Below are 19,109 nucleotides of genomic sequence, written 5' to 3'. Positions count from 1 at the left end.
GGGTGGGGGCCGACCGCGACGGGGTGGCACGTGACGGGCCCGGGCCGGTGGACAGCGCGCGGCGGCCTTCCGCGCCTCGCGGTTCGGGTACGCGGCGGATGCCGGCGAGCCCGCTCCGGACCGGCGAACGGCGCCGGGCCCCCGGCCGCTCGCCGCGGTGGGGGCCCGCCCATGAGCCGTCTGGCACGACGCTGATGGTGTGGGGTTGATGGATTCGGTCCGGGGCTGTCTGGCGTGGGGCTGATGGATTCGGCGCAGGTGAACGGCGGCGGGTCCCCGGCCGCTTGCCGTGGTGGGGGCTCGCTCATGAGCTGCCCGGCACGACGCTGGTGGCGTGGGGCCGGTGGACTCGGCACCGGCGAATGGCGGCGGGCCGCCGGCCGCTTGCCGCGGTGGGAGCCCGTTCATGAGCCGCGCGGCACGAGGCTGATGGCGTGGGGCTGATGGACTCGGCACCGGCGAACGGCGCGGGCCCCCGGCCGCTCGCCGCGGTGGGAGCCCGCTCATGAGCCGTCCGGCACCACGCTGATGGCATGGCGCTGATGGATTCGGTCCGGAGGCGTCTGGTACGGCGCTGATGGATTCGGTCCGGAGTCGTCCGGAACCGCGCTGATGGACCCGGCCCTGAGCCGGCCGCCCTCGGCCCGTCGTGACCTCGGCGTACCCGGCGGAAGCCTCGGGGTTCCGCCGGGTGTTGGTGGTGTGCGTGGCTAGTGTTGCTCCACGCGGACTTCCGGGAGGACTTTCGCCACCGGGCTCGGGAGCCACCAGGCGTGTTTTCCGAGGAGGCGCATTGCGGCCGGGACGATGAGGCAGCGGATGATGACCGCGTCGATGAGGATCGCGACGGCGAGGCCGAAGCCGAACTGGCGGAGCATGCGGTCGGGGCTGAGCATGAAGCCGCCGAAGACGACGATCATGACGGCGCCGGCGGCGGTGACGACGGCGCCGGTGTGGGCGAGGCCCTCGCGGACGGCGCGGGCGGCGTCCCCGGTGCGGAGCCACTCCTCGCGCATGCGGGAGACGAGGAAGATCTCGTAGTCCATCGAGAGGCCGAAGACGATCGCGAAGATCATCGTCGGGATGAACGCCTCGATCGGTCCGGGCTCCGCGCCGAACCAGCCGTGCTGGAAGACGAGCGAGACCGCGCCGAGCGCGGCGCCGACGCTGAGGAGGTTGAGGACGGCCGCCTTGAGGGGGATCAGGACGGAGCGGAAGACCATCATCAGCAGCAGCACCGAGAGGCCGATGACGATCGTCACGAACAGCGGCAGCTTGCCCCCGATGGTGTCGGAGAAGTCGATGACGGCCCCGGTCGCCCCGCCCACCAGGTACTCGGCCTTGGTCCGCGCGCTCACCTGCGGCAGCACGTCGTCCCGCAGATGGTGGACGAGTGCCGTGGTCGCCTCGTCCTGCGGGGACGTCTTCGGGACGGCCAGCAGCATCGCGGCCTTCCCGTCCCCGGTCGGGATGGGCCCGTTGACCAGCGCGATCCCGGGCGTCTCGCGCAGCGTCCCGGCGGCGGCGCCGGCGGCCCGCACCGCGTCGTCCCCCTCGGTGACGATGACGAGCGGCCCGTTGAACCCGGGCCCGAACCCCTTGGCGAGGAGGTCGTAGGCGACCCGGCTGGTCGTGCCGTCGGGGTCGTTCCCGGCGTCGGCGAGCCCGAGCCGCAGGTCGGCGGCGGGCGCGGCGAGGGCGCCCAGCGCGACGACGGGCAGCAGCAGCGCGGCCCAGGGCCGCCGCTGGACGGCCTGCCCCCAGGCCCGCCACCGCGCACCCTCCTCGGCCTTGCCCTTCTCCATTCTCTTGCGGTGCCGCGCGGTGAACTGCCGGGCGAACCGCTTCCCGAAGATGGCGAGCAGCGACGGCAGCAGGGTCAGCGAGGCCAGCATGGTGAGCAGCACGGTCAGCGCGACCGCGAGAGCCATCCCGCGCAGCGACCCGAGGCCGAGCGCGACGAGCCCGAGCAGCGCGATGATGACGGTGCACCCCGCGAACAGCACGGTCCGCCCGGCCCCTTCGAGGGCACGGCGCTCGGCCTCGTCGGGCGCGACGTCCTTGACCAGTTCGGCCCGGTAGCGCGCGAAGATCAGCAGCGCGTAGTCGATCCCCACGCCCAGACCGACCAGGGACATGACATACGGCGAGTAGCTGGCGATCGTGAACTCGTGCGAGGCGAGCACGATGACGCCCAGCGTCGCGCCGACCGCGAACACGGCCGTGATGACGGGCAGGCTCGCGGCGATCACCGTGCCGAACATGAACAGCAGGATCAGCAGCGCCGCGAAGATCCCCGCGCCCTCGGCCCCGCTGCCCTGGTTCTGCCCCAGCTTGCGCGCGGCCTCGCCGCCCAGCTCGACCTGGAGGCCGTCCTTCTTCTCGATCTCCCGCGCGGTGTCGAGGATCTTCTTGCTCTGTGCGACGGGTACGTCCTCGGCGGGCCGGTCGAGCTCGACGGTGGCGTAGCCGATCGTCCCGTCGGCCGACACCGCGGACTTGTCCTCGTACGGACTGGTGACCCCGACGACGCCCGGCAGCCCGGAGACCTGCTTCAGCATCCCCGCGACCGCGCTCTCGGTGCCGGAGTTGCGGACACCGCTCTTGTCGTGCAGGACGATGCTGACGGTGTTCCAGGCGTTGCCCGCGCCGTGGTCCTCCAGGATCGCCAGCGCGTTCTGGGTCTCGGTGCCGGGCAGCGAGTAGTCGTCCCGGTAGCGGTCGCCCGCCTGCGAGGCGCCGGCCCAGACGCCGACGAGCACGACGAGCCACAGGACCAGCGCGGTCCACCGGTGCCGGTTGGCGAAGACCGCGATCCGGGAGAAGACACCGGGCTCGGGTGGGCGAGTAGACATGGTGGTCGTGATTCCCCTTGTGGAAGAGATGGGGAGACATCCACCCACAGACCGCTAGTGTCCGAGTACAGTCACGCTGGACTCACCACGGCATCGTGCCCCCGGCGCGCAGGAACACCCCCGAAGGGCCGCCCTCGGGGAGCGTCGCGGCGTCCGCGACGGTGACCGCGGCCTCCTCGGCCGTCCGTTCCGCTTCGGGCCGCATCCGGGTCCTGACCAGCCCCGGGTTCACCGAGTTGACCAGGACGCCGGTCCCCTCCGTCTCCTTGGCCAGCATCACGGTCAGCGCGTTCAGCGCCGCCTTGGACGCGGAGTACGCCGGGCACTGCGCCGCCGGCCCGTACGCGAAGGAGGCCGCGCCGCTGGACACGTTGACGACCCTTCCCCACCCGCGCCCGACCATGCCCGGCACCAGCGCCTGCGCCATCCGCCAGGCGCCCAGCAGATTGACGTCCAGGGTGTGCCGTACGGAGTCGAGGCCGATGGCCGAGGGGGTCTCGCCCCAGTCCAGCTGTACGCCCGCGTTGTTGACGAGGATGTCGACGGCGCCCGCGTGGCCGGCCGCGCGGTCCACGGACGCCTGGTCGGTGACGTCGAGGACGAGGGGGACGGCGTACGGGCCCAGCTTCTCGGCGGCCTCGGTCGCGGCGTCCTTGTCGCGGGCGGCGAGCAGGACCCGGTGGCCGCGGGAGTACAGTTCGGCGGCCACGGCGAGGCCGAGCCCGCGGTTCGCCCCGGTCACGAGGGCGGTGAAGGAAGGGGACATGTCGACTCCTGGACCGGACGCGGGCGCGGACAGGGCCGAGCATGCGGCCGGCGGCTGGAGAACCGCTCGAACCGTGTGACATGCGGCTTCGCCACCCGATCGAGCAGGAATCGAGCAAGACTCCCCCGCGGCTCCGGAGGGCGAGCCCATAATTCCCCAATGACTGGTAAAAAAAGCTCCACGACCGACCCCCACCGGGGGAGCGGTCAGGCCGTGGAGCCGGGCGGTGGGGCGCCCGCGAAGCGCCCCAGGACCATCCGCCGCAGGATTCTGCTCATCACCGGCGGGGTGCTCGGCGTCGGGGTGCTCGGCGCGGGCGCGTACGCCGCGAACTTCGCCGTCGCCTACCGGGGCCGCAAGCTCAGCAACGTCGGCGACCTCTCCTTCGGGAACAAGGTGCGCATCCCCCCTCTCCTGGAGGGGAAGGACGACGGCTCCGGGCGGCGCGTCTTCGAACTCACCGCGCAGAAGGGCAGGAGCGAGCTGCTGCCCGGCAAGGAGACCTCGACCTGGGGCATCAACGGGGCTTTCCTCGGGCCCACGTTGAGAGTGCGCAAGGGCCAGAAGATCGCGGTCTCCCTGACCAACGACCTCCCCGAGTCGACCACCCTGCACTGGCACGGCATGCACCTGCCCGCCGAGATGGACGGCGGCCCGCACCAGATGGTCCGCCCCGGCGAGACCTGGAAGCCGCAGTGGGAGATCGCCCAGCCCGCCGCGACCCTCTGGTACCACCCGCACCCGCACCAGAGCACCGCCGACCACGTGTCCCGGGGCATCGCGGGCCTGTTCATCGTCGAGGACGACGAGGCGGACAAGGCCGGCCTGCCCAACTCCTATGGCGTGGACGACATTCCGCTGATCCTCCAGGACCGCGCCTTCAGCGACGACGGCTCCATCGACCTGCGCGGCGCCTCCTTCCTCCAGAGCCTCGCCGGGGTCGGCAGCCCGGGGGTGCTCGGCGACAAGATCCTCGTCAACGGCACGTACGACCCGCACGTCGAGGTGTCCACCACCCTCGTCCGGTTCCGGCTGCTCAACGGCTCCAACGCCCGTTCCTACAACCTGGCGTTCACCGACAGCCGCGAGTTCCACCTCGTCGGCCAGGAGAACGGGCTCCTCGAACAGCCCCTGCCGCTGCGGCGGTTGCAGCTGTCGCCGGGTGAACGCGCCGAGATCGTCGTCAAGTTCAAGCCCGGCGAGAAGGTCGTGCTGCGCAGCTATCCGCCGGAGCTGGGGCTGTCGTTCCCGACCAAGCGGTTCGGAGGCGGCGAGGACACCTTCGACATGATCGAGGTGCGCGCCAAGGCCCGGCTCGCCGCATCGCGCCCGCTGCCCGGGAGGTTACGCGGGGCGCAGGCCGCGATCGAGGTGCCGGCCGACGCGAAGGTGCGGACCTTCGACTTCAACAGCACCGTGATCAACGGCAAGGGCATGGACATGAGCCGGATCGACGAGGTCTGCCCGGCCGGGAAGGTCGAGATCTGGGAGGTGAGCGGGGACGCGGAGGTCGTCCACAACTTCCACGTCCACGGCCTCACCTTCAACGTCATCGACTACGGCGGCAAGAAGCCGGACGCCTGGCTCAAGGGGCCCAAGGACACCGTGCGGGTGCCGCCGGGCGGCACGATGCGGCTCGCGGTCGCGCTGCCGCCGTACACCGATCCGAAGACGCCGTACATGTTCCACTGCCACATCCTGCGGCACGAGGACGTCGGAATGATGGGCCAGTTCACGGTCGTGAAGCCCGGTACGGAGGGCAGCGCGCCGCGCAGCGTAGAGGCGTCGCACCACTGACCGCCGGGAGAGGGAGCGCCGTAGCCGGGACGCCGGGTGCGGCGCTTCTTCGCGTCCGGACACGTACGGGCTTCGACCGACGGCCTTCGCTTGACATTCGAGTATCTTGACCCTCAAGATAAAGGAGTGCCTTGAAGGTCAAGAAGATCGGCCTTCAAGAGGAATCGACGTGCGCCAAGAGCGGAATGTTGCCCAGGTTCCAGGAGGAACACTGTGATGAACACAAGGAGCGCGGCCCTCATCGGCTGCGGTATCGCCGGACCGGTCCTGGCCCTGTTCCTGCAGAAGGCGGGGATCGAGGCGGTCATCTACGAGGGCCGCGAGGAGCCCCGCGACGAAGCGGGCGCCTTCCTCAACCTGGCCCCCAACGGCCTCGCCGTCCTCGACACCCTGGGCATCCGCAAGGACGTCGAGCAGTACGGCTCCGCCACCACCAGCACCGCCTTCCTCAACCACCACGGCAAGAAGCTCGGCGAGAACCCCGCCGAGACCCTCCTGCTCAAGCGCGGCCTCCTCAACAAGGGCCTGCGTGAGGCGGCCGTACGGCGCGGCATCCGGATCGAGTACGGCAAGTTCTTCGAGACCGTCGCCGAGACCGACGACGGCGTGCTGATCCGCTTCGCCGACGGCTCCACCGCCGAGGCGGACATCCTCATCGGCTGCGACGGCATCCACTCCAAGACCCGCTACACCGTCATGCCCGACGCCCCCCACCCCGAGTACACCGGGGTGATCGGCACCGCCGGCTACACCCGCTCCCGGGACGCCGCGCCCGCCGACGGCGTCATGCGGATGTCCTTCTGCTACAAGGGCTTCTTCGGCTACCAGACCACCCCCGGCGGCGAGGTCTACTGGTTCGAGAACTACCACGAGCCCGTCGAGCCCGGCCGCGGCGAGACCGAGCGCACCCCGCACGAGGTGTGGAAGAAGCGCCTCCTGGAGCGCCACCGCAAGGACCACCACCCGGTCTCGGCGATCATCGACTCCACGCCGGACGGCATCCTCGGCTACCCCATCTACGACATGCTGACGCTGCCCCTGTGGCACCGCGGCAAGGTCTGCCTCGTCGGCGACGCCGCGCACGCCACCTCGCCGCACGTCGGACAGGGCGCGTCGATGGCGATGGAGGACGCGATCGTGCTGGCCAAGTGCCTGCGCGATCTGCCCACCCCGCAGCGGGCGTTCGCCGCGTTCCAGGCGATCCGCCAGGACCGCGTGGAGAAGATCATCAAGGAAGGGCGCCGGACCGGCAACCAGAAGGCGGCGCCCAACGGCCTCGCCCGGGCGGTCCGCGACCTGGTCCTGCCGTTCTTCCTGAAGCTCGGCGTCAAGGCGACCATCCCCGTGTACTCCTACCGGGTCTCCTGGGAGGAGAAGGTGGCCGAGAACGCCGTGGCCGCCGCCCGCTGACGACGGACGGCGGCCTCGGGAACCGGCAGGGACCGTGCCCTGCCGGTTCCCTCTTCGGTATGGCTCGGTGAACTCAGTGAGCTTGTGGGCTCAGTGATCTGAGTGCGTGGAGATCTGCACGTAGTTGCCCTCAGGGTCGGCCACGTACGCCTGACGCTCCCCCCACGGCTGGTTCTTCGGCGCCATCAGGACCTTCGCCCCGGCGTTCTTCGCCTTCGTGAACGCGGCGTCCACGTCCGCGGTCAGCACGGCGATGTCCGACTGCTTCTGCGTCGACTTGCCGATGTGCTTCAGCGGAGTGTTCTGCTTGATCGTGTCGAACGACGTGAAAGTGATGTAGTAGGCGTCCCCCTTGGACACGGTTCCGAAGGCCGCGGTCCCCACCGCCGGGAATCGGAAGTCCACCTGGAATCCCAGGGCGTTCTTGTAGAAGTCGAGCATCTTGTCGACGTCGCTGGTGTACAGGTTCGGCTGGCCGAGACGGGCCGGGGCCGCCGCGGCGACCGCCGCGGTGCGCTGCGCCTCGGGCTCGGCGACGGCGTTGCCGACACTGTTCAGACCCACCAGCAGCAGCGCGGTCACGCCCGTGCTCGCGGCCCATCTTCGCGCGTTCGACGACGTCCTCATCAGGTCACTCCTCGTGCTATGTGATGTACAGAGCACGATTGAGTCAGACGGTGGCCGATTCCTGCTTGCGGGAGGCTCGCACACCACTCGAACGAGTGCATCGAGCCCCCTTCAACTCCCTTTCCAGCGTGGGCCTTCACGGTGGCGACGGCATTCCGCCCCGCTACCGCGTCCCGGGGGGACGCAGAGATTGGAGATCTCATGCGCGACTCCACGCAGATCCTCGTCATCGGGGGAGGCCCCGCCGGCTCGACGGCGGCCGGTCTGCTGGCCAAGGAGGGCTTCGAGGTCACCCTGCTGGAACGGGAGAAGTTCCCCCGCTACCACATCGGCGAGTCCATCCTCCCCTCGTGCCGCCCGATCCTCGAACACCTCGGCGTCTGGGACAAGGTCAACAGCCACGGCTTCCAGCCCAAGGGCGGCGCCTACTTCTTCTGGGGCCCCGAGGAGTGGGAGGTCAACTTCGGCGGCCTCGGCGCGGACGGCACCAACGCCTGGCAGGTCGTGCGCTCCGAGTTCGACGAGATCCTCCTGCGCCACGCCGCCGAACTCGGGGTGACCGTCGTCGAGGAGACCACCGTCAAGGAGGTCCACTTCGAGAACGGCCGCCCCGTCGCCGCGAGCTGGGCCGGCATCAAGGACCCGTCCCGGTCCGGGCGGATCTCCTTCGACTACGTCATCGACGCGTCCGGCCGCACCGGCCTCATCGCCGCCCGGCAGCACAAGAACCGCCAGTACCACGAGGTGTTCCAGAACGTGGCCGCCTGGACCTACTGGAAGGGCGTCAAACGCCTCGACCGGGGGCCCGACGGAGCCATCGCCGTGTGCTCGGCGCCCGACGGCTGGTTCTGGGTCATCCCCCTGCACGACGGCACGACCAGCGTCGGCCTCGTCACCGGCCGGGACATCTTCAACGAGAAGAAGCGCCGGATGGGCGGCATCCAGGAGGTGTACGACCAGGTCGTCACCGAGTGCCCGCAGGTCGCCGGGCTGCTGGAGGGCGCCGAGCAGGTCGCCGGGATGAAGGTCGAGCAGGACTACTCGTACACCGCCGAGAAGTTCTGCGGCCCCGGCTACCTCCTCAGCGGCGACGCCGCCTGCTTCCTCGACCCGCTGCTGTCCACCGGCGTCCACCTCGCCACGTACAGCGGCATGCTCAGCGCCGCGAGCCTCGGCAGCGTGCTGCGCGGGGAGGTCGGCGAGGACGAGGCGTGGGACTTCTACCAGACCGTCTACCGGCACGCCTACGAACGCCTCCTGGTCCTCGTCTCCGTCTTCTACGAGAGCTACCGGGGCAAGGAGCACCACTTCTACAACGCCCAGCGCCTCACCCAGAGCCAGCGCGACAGCCTCGACCTCCAGGAGGCGTTCAACCGCATCGTCACCGGCATCGCCGACATGGACGACGCGCAGGACGTCTACGCCAGCGTCCACGCCCACCTCAACGGCGCCACCAGCGGCGACCCCAACCCGCTCGCCAACCTCAACAAGGTGCACGAGCAGAAGCAGGCGCCCATGAACCCGGCCAACGCCGTCGGCGGCCTCTACCTCACCTTCGGGCCCAGGCTGGGGCTGCGCCGCGCCGAAGGGAACCAGGGCTGATGATCCCCGACGACATCACCAAGATCAGCGGGCTCGCGCACAGCTTCACCGTCTCCAAGCTGCTCCTGAGCGCCGTCGAGATCGACCTGTTCACCGTCCTCGCGGCCACCGTCGAGGGCAGCGCCGAGACCGAGGAGCTGCGGGCCGCGACCGGGCTGCACGCGCGGGCCGCCACCGACTTCTTCGACGCGCTCGTCGCCCTCGGGCTGCTGGAGAAGGAGGAGGGGCGCTACCGCAACAGCCCCCTCGCGCAGGCCTGCCTCGTGCGCGGCGACACCTACAAGGGCGGGTTCCTCGACGGGGCCAACCACGTCCTCTACCCCGCCTGGGGGCGGCTCACCGAGGCGCTGCGCACCGGGAAGCCGCAGGCCGAGGGCGACTTCGAGGCCATGCTCGACGACCCCCGGGCCCGCCGGACGTTCCTCGCCATGCAGGACGCGCTGAGCGCCCCGCTCGTGCCGCAGCTGCTCGACGCCGTCGACTTCGGGGCGTTCTCGACCCTCGTCGACGTCGGCGGGGCGCGCGGCAATCTCGCCGGGCTCATCCTCCAGGCCCAGCCCGCGCTGACCGCCCGCGTCTTCGACCGGCCCCAGAACGCCGGGCCCTGCGCCGAACACGCCAAGACCCTCGGCGTCGAGGGGCGGCTCGGCTTCACCGGCGGCGACTTCTTCGCCGACCCGCTGCCCGGCGCCGACGCCGTGATCATCGGGCACGTCCTCGCCGACTTCTCCGTCGACGAGCGCAAGACGCTCGTGCGCAAGGCGTACGACGCGGTCTCGCCCGGCGGCGCGCTGCTCGTGTACGACCCGATGCCGGGGGACGAGCCGCACCTCCCCGCGCTCGTGTCCAGCCTGCACATGCTCGTCATGACGCCCGCCGGGGCCGGCTACCACCCCGGCGACTGCGAACAGTGGATGCGGGTCGCCGGGTTCGGTGACGTCACGCGGCATCCGCTGCTCCTCGGCAACACGTTGCTCGTCGCCCGCAAGCCCGGCTGAGAGGGGGGTGTTCCATGGAGATCGGAGTGGGGCTTCCCACGACCGTGCCGGACGTCGACGGGGCTCGCCTCACGGGGTGGGCCCGGGAGGCCGAGAACCTCGGGTTCGCGAGCCTCGGTGTCCTCGACCGGCTGGTGTACGACAACTACGAGTCGCTGACGTCGTTGGCCGCGGCGGCTGCCGTGACCGAGCGGATCCGGCTCACGTCCAGCATCCTCATCGCCGCGTACCGGCCGGGGACCGCCGTGCTGGCGAAGCAGGCGGCCACCGTCCACGCGTTGTCCGGCGGACGGCTCACGCTGGGGGTCGCCGCCGGTGGGCGGGACGACGATTTCCGGGCCACCGGGGCGGCTTACGGGGACCGGGGGCGGCGGCTCGACGCGATGATCGCCGAGATGCGGGAGATCTGGGGCGGGCGCGGGCCCGTGCCCGGGATCGGGCCCGTCTTCTCCGACGCGGATCGGCCCGAGCTGATCGTGGGCGGGCATACGCCGGCCGCAATGGCGCGTGCCGCTCGGCTGGCGGACGGGTGGATCGCCGGGGGGTCCTCCGCGACCGGGTATGCGGATCTCGCGGGCCGTGCGCGGGACGCGTGGCGGGGGGCTGGTCGTACGGAGTCACCTCGACTGGTGGCTCTGGTGTACGCCTGCCTCGGGCCCGGGGCTCGGGATGTCGCCGAGAGCTATCTCCGGTCCTACTACGCGTTCATCGGGCCCAAGGCCGAGATGGCCGCGAAGGCGGTGGTCATCGGGGCGGAGGCGCTTCGGGAGACGGTTTCGGCGTATGAGGGGGCGGGCTGTGACGAGTTGCTCGTGTTTCCCTGTACGGCGGAATTGGGGCAGCTGGAGTTGTTGGCGAAGGCTGCGCTGAGCTGAGGCCGGGCGCCTAAGGGGGTGCCGGGTGGGGTTGTGGGGCGGCTGCGGGTGATTCGTGGTTGATCGCGCCCGCGCGGCGGTAGCCGCAAATTGATACAGCCCCGCGCCCCTAAGCACGGGCGGGGCGGCTTTGCAGCCGCCCCGCCCGTTGTTTGTCAGAGCGTGCGTTGAGTTGGTTTTGGTGATTCGTTGGCCTTCTGGTCTTGGCGAACCCGATCCTCCGGGTACACGAACGGGAGGATGATGCCCGCCATCGCCGTTGTCACCAGGGCCATGACCACCATCAGGGAGTACAGCTGCTGGTCCAGGATGCCCAGTTGGAGGCCCACCGTGAGGACTATCAGTTCTGTCAGGCCCCTGGTGTTGATGAGGAGGGCCAGGACTGTTGCGTGGCGGGGGCGGATGCCGTTGAGCCTTGCTCCTGTGTAGGCGCCTAGGGATTTGCCGCCGATCGCGACCAGGAGGATCAGGGCCAGTTCGCCGAAGGCTGTTGCGTTCAGGGTGGAGAGGTTGACCTTCAGGCCCGCGACCATGAAGAAGACCGGGAGCAGGAGGAGGGAGGAGACGCGTTCGATCCAGGGGAGGGCCCGGCTGCGCAGGCGGGTTGCTCCTTCTCGGGGGAGGACCATGCCGAGGAGGAAGGCGCCGAAGATCAGGTGCAGGCCCATCCAGTCGGTGGCCTCGGCGGAGAGGAGGACGCCGGCCGCCACGGCCAGGAGGACCGCCGCGTCGATGGGCCAGCTGGTGTGGCCCTTGTCCTTGCGGGCCAGTTTCGCCAGCAGGGGGCGGACTATCCAGAGCATCGCCGCCGCGTAGGGAATCACCAGCGCCAGGTGCCAGGGCGTGCCGGCGGCTCCGGCCAGGGCGGCGACCGCGGCCAGGAGGGACCAGGCCAGGACGTCGTCCACGGCGGCGGAGGCGAGGGCCAGGCCGCCGATGGGGGTGGAGATGAGGCCCTTGTCCGTGAGGATGCGGGCGAGGACCGGGAAGGCCGTCACCGACATGGCCGTACCGAGGAAGAGGACGAAGGCGAGCTTGTCGTCCGTGGGGTGGTCGGCGGCGAGGTGGAGGGCCAGGAGGGCGCCCAGGGAGAAGGGGAGGACGATCGCGCTGAGGGAGACGCTCGCCGCGATGCGGCCCTGGCCCCGCAGGAGGTCGCGGTTGAACTCCAGGCCGACCAGGAACATGAAGACGCAGACGCCGATGTTCGCGAGGTCGGTGAGGGAGGGGCGGACGGCCGCGGGGAAGAGGGCGGACGTGATGGCGCCGTCGAAGAGGGTGGGGCCGAGGAGGATGCCGCCGATGATCTCGCCGATCACGGGCGGCTGGTGGAGGCGTTTCGCCAGGGCGCCCAGGAGGCGGGCGACGGTGACGACGACCGCCAGGGCCAGCAGCAGTCTGCCGAGGGTGCTCAGTTCCATCGCCGGTCCCCTCGGCCGGGGTTCTCGGTACGCATGAGCGGCTCTCCTTGACGTTTCGGGGCCAGTGCAGGCCGCGAAGGTAAGGGGAGCCGCTCAAGGTCCTGTCGAAGGTGTCACACGTCGTCGCTCTTCGGCCGGGGGCCCGGCAGGGAGGGGTCGGGGAGGGACGGGTGGTCGCCGTCGCGGTGCGCCCTGCGGGCCTCCTCGACGAACTCCCGGCTGAACATGGAGCTGAGGTTGGCCATGCCGCCCCGGGAGATCCGCACCTCGCTGTGCTGGAGGCGGCCGATCAGCCGGATGCGCCGGCCGCCGCTGCCCGGCGCGTGCCGCTGGGCGTCCTTGACCTTGGAGTTGTCGGGGAGTTCGAGCTCGCGCTCGTCGACCGTCGAGCCGTCCGGGACGAGGAGCTTGACCGTGGAGCGCTCGGCCTGGAGGTGGACGGTGATCTCGCCCTCCGGGATGTGGTGGGAGCGCAGGTCGAGGTGGAGGGAGGAGCGGCGGGCGCGGACCTCGATCCGGCGGGCCTCCGTCCAGTGCCCCAGCTTCTTCTCCGAGGTGTAGTACACCTCCACCAGAACGGTGTCCTCGGTGTTGTTACTGTCCTTGTTCATGTCGTGCGGGGTGCTCATCGCAGTGTTCCTCCTTGGAACCCGGGCAACATTCCCGATGTCGTTCAGCCTGTGCGCGCGGCTTGATTTTCCTTGCCGGTCAACTATCTTGACTGTCAAGGCGTACTTCTATCTTGAAGGTCGAGATACTTGAATGTCAAGTGAAGCTGTGACCGGCCTGGACAAAGAGGCGCTGTCCTGGGAACTCGCGGGCGAGGTCCGGGCCCTCCAGAGCGCCGTGGAGGCCGTCGACGCCGCCGCCGCCGCGCGGCTCGGCATCAACCAGACCGACCTGCGCTGTCTGGACGTACTCCTGCAACGCGAGAGCGCCGCACCCGGGGAACTGGGTGCGGCGCTCGGACTCACCACCGGCAGTGTCACGGCCATGCTGGACCGGCTCGACAAGCTCGGATACCTCACGCGCGAACCGGACCCGGGGGACCGGCGGCGGTCGGTCGTCCGGGCCAGCGAGCGGACCCGGAAGGCCGCCGAGGAGATCTACCGGCCGCTCGCGGAGGAGGCGCACGCCGGGCTCCAGCGGTACTCGGCCGAGGAACTGGGGCTGCTGCTGGACTTCGTGCGCGGCAGCCGCGAGGTCCAGGAGAAGCACGTCTCCCGGATCCGCGGCTGAGGGATCACTCCTTCCTGGCCACGACCAGCGTCACGTCGTGGCCCAGTGCCGTGTGGCCGACGGACGCGAAGCCCGCCGCCCGCATCCAGCCCGCGCACTGCTCCAGGTCGTAGCCCGTGCCGTGCGGGGTCATCAGCTGGAGGTTGAGGCTGCGGACCAGGTTGCGCAGATAGCTGTCCGCGCCGGCCACGATCACCGGGTCCCAGACGAGGAACGCCCCGCCCGGCCGGACCGCCTCGAACGCCGTCCGCACCAGCCGCTGCCGCTGCTCGTCGTTCCAGTCGATCAGCGAGTGGCCGATCATCACCACGTCGGCCTCCGGGAGCGGCCCCGCGAAGAAGTCGCCGCCGTGGAAGCCGACCCGCCCGGTCATCCCGATCGCCGCCATGTGCGCGGTGAAGTCGGGCTCCATCTGCGGCAGGTCGAAGACCCGGGCGTCCAGGTGCGGATGCGCCCGGACGAGCCCGGCCAGCACGTTCCCCCGGCAGCCGCCCAGCTCCAGCACCGACCGGTGCGGCGCCCAGTCGAAGCGGGACGCCAGCGCCGGGATCAGCGGGCGGCTCGCGTCCTCCGCCATGCCGACGAGGCCGCCCTTCTTCTCCTCGCTGTCGTACAGCTCCCCGAACATGTCCTCGCCGGTGAACGTCGCCGCCTGCGGGGCACCCGTGCGCAGGGACTCCGCGAGGCGGCCCCACGCCGCGTACATCACCTGGTCGGCCGCCCGCAGGAAGCCGCCGAGATAGCCGTCGCCGCCCGGCACCAGGCAGTCCCTGGCCATCGGCGTGTTGCGGTACGTGCCGTTCCCGTCCCGCTCCAGGAAGCCCAGTTCGGCCAGGGCCGCCAGGAAGTGGGCGGTGCCCCGCGCGTGCAGGCCGAGCCGCCCGCGCAGCTCGTCCGCCGTACCCGGCTCCTTCGCCAGCGCCTCGAACAGGCCCACCTCCATGCCCGTCAGCACCAGCTTCGCCGACTGGAACGCCATAGCCTGGCCGAGGACGGCACCCGCTGTGCTGTCAGTCATCGCGGGTGCCCCCTCAGACCGACGCCGGCGTGTGGCCGGCCGAGCGGGCGATCACGTCCGACAGCACCGCCAGCGGGTCGCCGGCCGCGGCCTGCGAGCGCCACGACACGAACGCGTCCGGGCGCACCAGCACCGCGCCCTGGGGGCCGACGCCGTAGACGTCCGTCCACGCGCGGTCCTCCGCCGGCTTCAGGGCCTCCGCCTCGCCGATCGCGTGCGTGCGCAGCGGGACGCCGAGCTTCTCCGCGACCTTCGTCGCCGCCTGCGCCCACGCCGTGCCCTCCGGGCCGTGCAGCAGGACGTACGCGTCCCAGAACAGGTCGATCGTGGAGATCTTCTCGTCGCCCTTGCGCAGCCACAGGTGCGGGGCCCGCGTGCCGGGCTCGCCCGCCAGCTCCAGGTCGGGGGAGAGGACCTTCGCGCCGGGCGCGGCGATCACCGACGAGGAGCGGTAGCGGTAGCCCAGGGTGATGATCACGTCGTCCACGAAGTCCGCGCGGTCCTGCTGCGTGGCGTACCCGTGGCGGATGCGGTTGCGGACCAGGGCCTGTTCCGACATCGCCGTGCCCAGCGGGCGGCGCTCCGCGTCGTACGTGTCCAGCAGGGCGTCCGAGCCCCAGCCCTGGAGGGTCGCGGCGAGCTTCCACGACAGGTTGTGGGCGTCGTGGATGCCCGTGTTCGCGCCGAAGCCGCCCGCCGGGGGGTGGACGTGCGCGGCGTCGCCCGCGAGGAAGACGCGGCCCTTGCGGAACGTCTCCGAGACGAGCTGCGCGCCCCGCCACGGGACCTTCGCGACGACCTCGACGTCGATGTTCTTGCCCGCCGCCTTGCGGACGATGTCCGTGCAGCGGGCGTCGTCGAAGTCCTCCGGCTTCTCGCCCTTGTCCGGGTAGTACAAGGGGGTCGCCAGCCACGGGTCGCAGCCGTGCAGCCGGGACAGGCCCATCAGGGTGCCGCCCGCGCTCGCGTAGCAGAGGATGAACTTGCGGTCCTTCAGGAGGACTTCGAGCTCGGGGGCGCGGAAGTAGATGCTCAGGGCGTCGAAGACCGTGCCCCGGCCGGAGCGGGGGATGCCCAGGGCCTCCCGGGTGCGGCTGCCCGCGCCGTCCGCGCCGACCATGTAGTCGGCACGGATCGTGAACCGCTTGCCGCCGGACTCCTCGGCGATCGCGGTGACGCCCTCCTCGTCCTGTTCGAACGAGATCAGGCGGGTGCCGAAGCGGACGTCCGCGCCGGCCTCCATCGCCTTCTCCGCGAGCACCTTCTCGTAGCGGTCCTGGCCGCAGCCCATCACCCGCTCCGGGCTCACCGTCGGGCCGTCCAGGGACGGGGCCTCCAGCAGGAGCGCGTCGTCGATCTCGGCGAAGGTGTGGACCTTGATGATGCCGCCCTCGAAATAGGCGTGCGAGTCGCCCATCTCCAGGGCCCTGATCTCCGGGCCCAGACCTGCCGCCCGGAACAATTCCATGGTGCGGGCCTGTAGGCCCGGGGCGCGCGGGAGGGTGGAGGTGGTGTCCCGCTTCTCCAGCAGCATCGTGCGCACACCGCGCCGGCCGCTGAACAGCGCGGTCGAGAGCCCCACCGGGCCCCCGCCGATGATCAGCACCGGGATCCTCACGTCGTACATGCGTGTCCCCTCTGGACGAGTCGGACGGTTTCGGACGGACGCGGAATGAATAGCCGCGGAGGCTCAAGGGGTGGTGGAGAGGGGCGGGGCCGCTCCGGTGGGCGGTCGCGTGCACCGGTCGGGTTCGAGGGGCTCTCGACCTGGGGGTGCGACGGTCCCCTGGCCGCGTGGCGAAACGGTCGCCGCGGCTGCTGGAAGGAGCGCATGAGCATGACGCACACCACTCCGGACGTCAGTACTCCTGCCGGGATCATCCGGCTGGGGAACATGTTCTGTGACGCCAAGGCGTTGCTCACCGCTGTCGAGCTGCGGTTGTTCACGGTGCTGCATGAGAAGGGGGAGGCCAGTGAGGAGGAGATCAGGGGGGCGCTGGAGCTGCACGGGCGGGGGCTCGGGGACTTCCTGAGCCTGCTCACCGCGCTGGGGCTGCTGGAGCGCAGTGGGGGGACGTACCGGAACTCCCAGGGGGCCGACACGTATCTCGTGCAGGGGGAGAAGACGTACGTCGGGGGGTTCCTGGAGCGGTCGAACCGGAATCTCTACCCGGCGTGGGGGCGGCTCGCCGAGGGGCTGCGGACCGGGCAGCAGCAGTCCGGCAGCGACTTCGACGCCGTCACCAGGAACCCGCACATCCTGCGGCAGTTCGTCGGGATGATGGACGCGCTCACCCACGTCGTCGGGCCCGAGCTGGCGCAGAAGTACGACTGGTCGGCGCACGCCTCCGTGCTCGACGTCGGCGGCGCGCGGGGCAACCTGTGCTCCATCATCACCAAGCACCACCCCCACCTCACCGGACACGTCTTCGACCTGCCCGCCATGGAACCGCTCTTCGACGAGCGGGTCGCCCAGGACGGGCTCACCGAACGGGTCACCTTCCACGGCGGAAGCTTCTTCACCGACCCGCTGCCCACCGCCGACGTCGTCGTCCTCGGCCACGTCCTGCACGACTGGGACAAGTCCCAGCGCGCCGCCCTCATCGCGAAGGCGTACGACGCCGTCAACCCCGGCGGGACGCTGCTGATCTACGACCGGATGCTGGAGGACGAGTCCACGCACATCGAGAACCTCGTCATCAGCCTCGACATGCTCCTCGTCACCGACGGCGGTGAGGAGTACCCGATCTCCGAGGCCGTCGCCGTCGCCCGCGAGGTCGGCTTCGCCGACGTCGAGGTCTCCCCGCTCAGCGAGTACGACACGCTCGTCGTGTGCCGCAAGAAGTCCTGAACCCCCCGCCCGCAGAGAGGAGTTCGTCCATGAGCACGGCGCCTACCGAGGTACAGGTGCTGGTCGTCGGGGGCGCGGTCACCGGCCTGTCGACCGCCGCCTTCCTCGCCCGGCACGGGGTCAGCACCCTTGTCGTCGAACGGCACCCCGACACCCTGAGCCACCCCCGCTCGCGGGGCATCAACCCGCGCACCGTCGAGGTCTACCGGCAGGCGGGCCTGGAGTCCCGGATCTGGGACGAGGCCAGCCTCGCCACGGACTTCAGCAAGCTCCAGATGATCCGGGCGCGGACGCTGGCCGCCGAGGAGCACTTCGCGGGGCCGACCGACAGCCCCGACCCGTCCGGTGAGGTCAGCCCCTGCGAGTGGGCGCCGATCGACCAGGACCGGCTGGAGCACGTGCTGCGCGCGCACGCCGTCGAACTCGGCGCGCAGCTCGCCTTCGCCACCGAGCTGGTCTCCTTCGAGCAGGACGACTCCGGGGTCACCGCCGTGCTGCGGGACCGGGAGAGCGGGAGTGAACGGACCGTCCGCGCGCAGTACTTGATCGCCGCGGACGGGGGGCGCAGTCCCGTCCGCACCGAGCTGGGCATCCAGCTCGACGGGCCCGGGGAGTTCGCCACCACCGTGTCCGTGCTGTTCGAGGCGGATCTCAGCGAGGCCGCCCGGGGGCGGCCCGTCGGGGTCTGCTACCTCGACGAGCCGGCGCCGTCCACGATCCTCTTCGCGCACGACGGGGACAAGCGGTGGATCTTCGCGACGCCGATGCCCGCGGACACCACGCTGGAGACGGTCACCGAGGAGCAGGCCATCGGGCTCGTCCGGGCCGCGATCGGGGTGGACGAACTCGCCGTGCGGATCGTTCCCCAGCTGCCCGCCGGGGGCGCGAAGTGGCTCAGCTTCGTCATCGGGGCGCAGGTCGCTCGCGAGTACCGGCGGGGGCGGGTGTTCCTCGTCGGGGACGCCGCCCATCTCGTGCCGCCCACCGGGGGGTTCGGGGCCAGCCTCGCCATCCAGGACGCGCACAACCTCGCGTGGAAGCTGGTCGCCGTGCTCGACGGGAGCGCGGGGGACGGGCTGCTCGACACGTACCAGGCCGAGCGGCAGCCCGTCGCCTGGATGACGCTTCAGCAGACCATGGCGATGATGCAGGACCGTACGGGCGCCGAAGGGGGTGAGGACGGGGGGCTCAGTCCCGCGGACAGCTACAGCACGACGGTGTTCGGGTACCGGTACTCCGAGGGGCCGCCGGTGCTGCCTCGTCTGCTTTCCGGCGAGCCGGGTACACGGGCGCCGCACGTTCCTCTGGAGAGGGACGGGGCTTCCCTCTCCTCCCTCGACCTCTACGGCTCCGGGCCGACGCTCGTCACCGGGGCGGGGGGCGGGGCCTGGGAGGCGGCGGCCTCTGCGGTGGCGGAGTCCCTGGGGGTCTCCCTGACGGTCCACCGCATCGGTGCGGCCGGCCTGACCGACCCCTCCGGTACGTTCCCGTCCCGGTACGGCATCGGCTCCGACGGGGCCGTTCTCGTCCGCAGCGACGGGTTCGTCTCCTGGCGGGCGGCTACCGCCGGGGAGAAGCCGGAGGAGGTTCTCACGGAGGCGGTCCTGCAACTCCTGGGCCGGGCCTGACCCTTCACGCGGAACGCCGGAC

15 protein-coding genes are annotated in these 19,109 nt (G+C 70.9%); 8 read left to right on the top strand and 7 right to left on the bottom strand.

Translation table 11 applies throughout. The features are described from left to right. Positions 1-710: 710 nt before the first annotated feature. Positions 711-2,855: an MMPL family transporter gene (locus tag AOK24_RS38140; RefSeq protein WP_055724523.1), complete on the bottom strand. Its 2,145-nt coding sequence runs from the start codon at positions 2,853-2,855 to the stop codon at positions 711-713. Positions 2,856-2,937: 82 nt separating this feature from the next. Further along, entirely contained in the window at positions 2,938-3,621 is a 684-nt protein-coding gene (locus AOK24_RS38135) for an SDR family NAD(P)-dependent oxidoreductase (RefSeq protein WP_055724522.1), read from the bottom strand. 159 nt (positions 3,622-3,780) lie between these two features. On the opposite strand from AOK24_RS38135, the gene AOK24_RS38130 reads away from it, so the two are divergent. Together AOK24_RS38130 and AOK24_RS38125 are read left to right on the top strand one after the other, a co-directional pair. After that, a complete protein-coding gene (locus tag AOK24_RS38130; protein ID WP_079057210.1) occupies positions 3,781-5,418 on the top strand; it encodes a multicopper oxidase family protein in 1,638 nt (545 codons plus the stop codon). Positions 5,419-5,634: 216 nt separating this feature from the next. Further along, positions 5,635-6,828 carry an FAD-dependent monooxygenase gene (locus AOK24_RS38125; protein ID WP_055724521.1) on the top strand — a complete coding sequence of 398 codons (1,194 nt, stop codon included), beginning with the start codon at positions 5,635-5,637 and terminating at the stop codon, positions 6,826-6,828. A gap of 90 nt (positions 6,829-6,918) precedes the next feature. On the opposite strand, the gene AOK24_RS38120 is transcribed toward AOK24_RS38125, so the two are convergent. After that, positions 6,919-7,455, bottom strand: a complete 537-nt coding sequence (locus AOK24_RS38120) for a VOC family protein (protein ID WP_055724520.1) — start codon at positions 7,453-7,455, stop codon at positions 6,919-6,921. A 201-nt stretch (positions 7,456-7,656) separates the two neighbouring features. On the opposite strand from AOK24_RS38120, the gene AOK24_RS38115 reads away from it, so the two are divergent. The 3 genes from AOK24_RS38115 to AOK24_RS38105 are packed head-to-tail and all read left to right on the top strand — an operon-like array spanning position 7,657 to position 10,930. Then, a complete protein-coding gene (locus AOK24_RS38115) occupies positions 7,657-9,057 on the top strand; it encodes an NAD(P)/FAD-dependent oxidoreductase (protein ID WP_055724519.1) in 1,401 nt (466 codons plus the stop codon). Next, a complete protein-coding gene (locus AOK24_RS38110; RefSeq protein WP_055724518.1) occupies positions 9,057-10,055 on the top strand; it encodes a methyltransferase in 999 nt (332 codons plus the stop codon). The genes AOK24_RS38115 and AOK24_RS38110 overlap by 1 nt, the downstream gene beginning before the upstream one ends. 14 nt (positions 10,056-10,069) lie before the next feature. After that, on the top strand, positions 10,070-10,930 hold the full coding sequence (locus AOK24_RS38105) for an LLM class flavin-dependent oxidoreductase (RefSeq protein WP_055724517.1): 861 nt from the start codon (positions 10,070-10,072) through the stop codon (positions 10,928-10,930). A gap of 155 nt (positions 10,931-11,085) precedes the next feature. On the opposite strand, the gene AOK24_RS38100 is transcribed toward AOK24_RS38105, so the two are convergent. Further along, positions 11,086-12,351, bottom strand: a complete 1,266-nt coding sequence (locus AOK24_RS38100) for a cation:proton antiporter (RefSeq protein ID WP_055724516.1) — start codon at positions 12,349-12,351, stop codon at positions 11,086-11,088. Between the two features lie 113 nt (positions 12,352-12,464). After that, positions 12,465-12,980 (bottom strand): hypothetical protein, encoded by a 516-nt coding sequence (locus AOK24_RS38095; RefSeq protein ID WP_055724515.1) that lies wholly within the window; start codon positions 12,978-12,980, stop codon positions 12,465-12,467. Between the two features lie 133 nt (positions 12,981-13,113). Between AOK24_RS38095 and AOK24_RS38090 the strand changes: the two genes are divergently transcribed. Further along, entirely contained in the window at positions 13,114-13,590 is a 477-nt protein-coding gene (locus AOK24_RS38090) for a MarR family transcriptional regulator (RefSeq protein WP_055724514.1), read from the top strand. A gap of 4 nt (positions 13,591-13,594) precedes the next feature. Here AOK24_RS38090 and AOK24_RS38085 read toward each other — a convergent pair whose 3' ends face one another. Then, a complete protein-coding gene (locus tag AOK24_RS38085) occupies positions 13,595-14,608 on the bottom strand; it encodes a methyltransferase (protein WP_055724513.1) in 1,014 nt (337 codons plus the stop codon). Positions 14,609-14,621: 13 nt separating this feature from the next. Then, positions 14,622-16,235: an FAD-dependent monooxygenase gene (locus AOK24_RS38080; RefSeq protein ID WP_055724512.1), complete on the bottom strand. Its 1,614-nt coding sequence runs from the start codon at positions 16,233-16,235 to the stop codon at positions 14,622-14,624. 210 nt (positions 16,236-16,445) lie between these two features. On the opposite strand from AOK24_RS38080, the gene AOK24_RS38075 reads away from it, so the two are divergent. Both AOK24_RS38075 and AOK24_RS38070 read left to right on the top strand, forming a co-directional pair. Next, a complete protein-coding gene (locus AOK24_RS38075) occupies positions 16,446-17,459 on the top strand; it encodes a methyltransferase (RefSeq protein ID WP_055724511.1) in 1,014 nt (337 codons plus the stop codon). 29 nt (positions 17,460-17,488) lie between these two features. After that, positions 17,489-19,087, top strand: coding sequence for an FAD-dependent monooxygenase (locus AOK24_RS38070; RefSeq protein WP_055724510.1), 1,599 nt, complete (start codon positions 17,489-17,491; stop codon positions 19,085-19,087). The last annotated feature ends 22 nt before the right edge of the window (positions 19,088-19,109 follow it).

Source organism: Streptomyces niveiscabiei, assembly GCF_001419795.1.
Classification (GTDB): Bacteria; Actinomycetota; Actinomycetes; order Streptomycetales; family Streptomycetaceae; genus Streptomyces; species Streptomyces niveiscabiei.
This window is presented reverse-complemented; position numbering and strand designations above follow the sequence as displayed.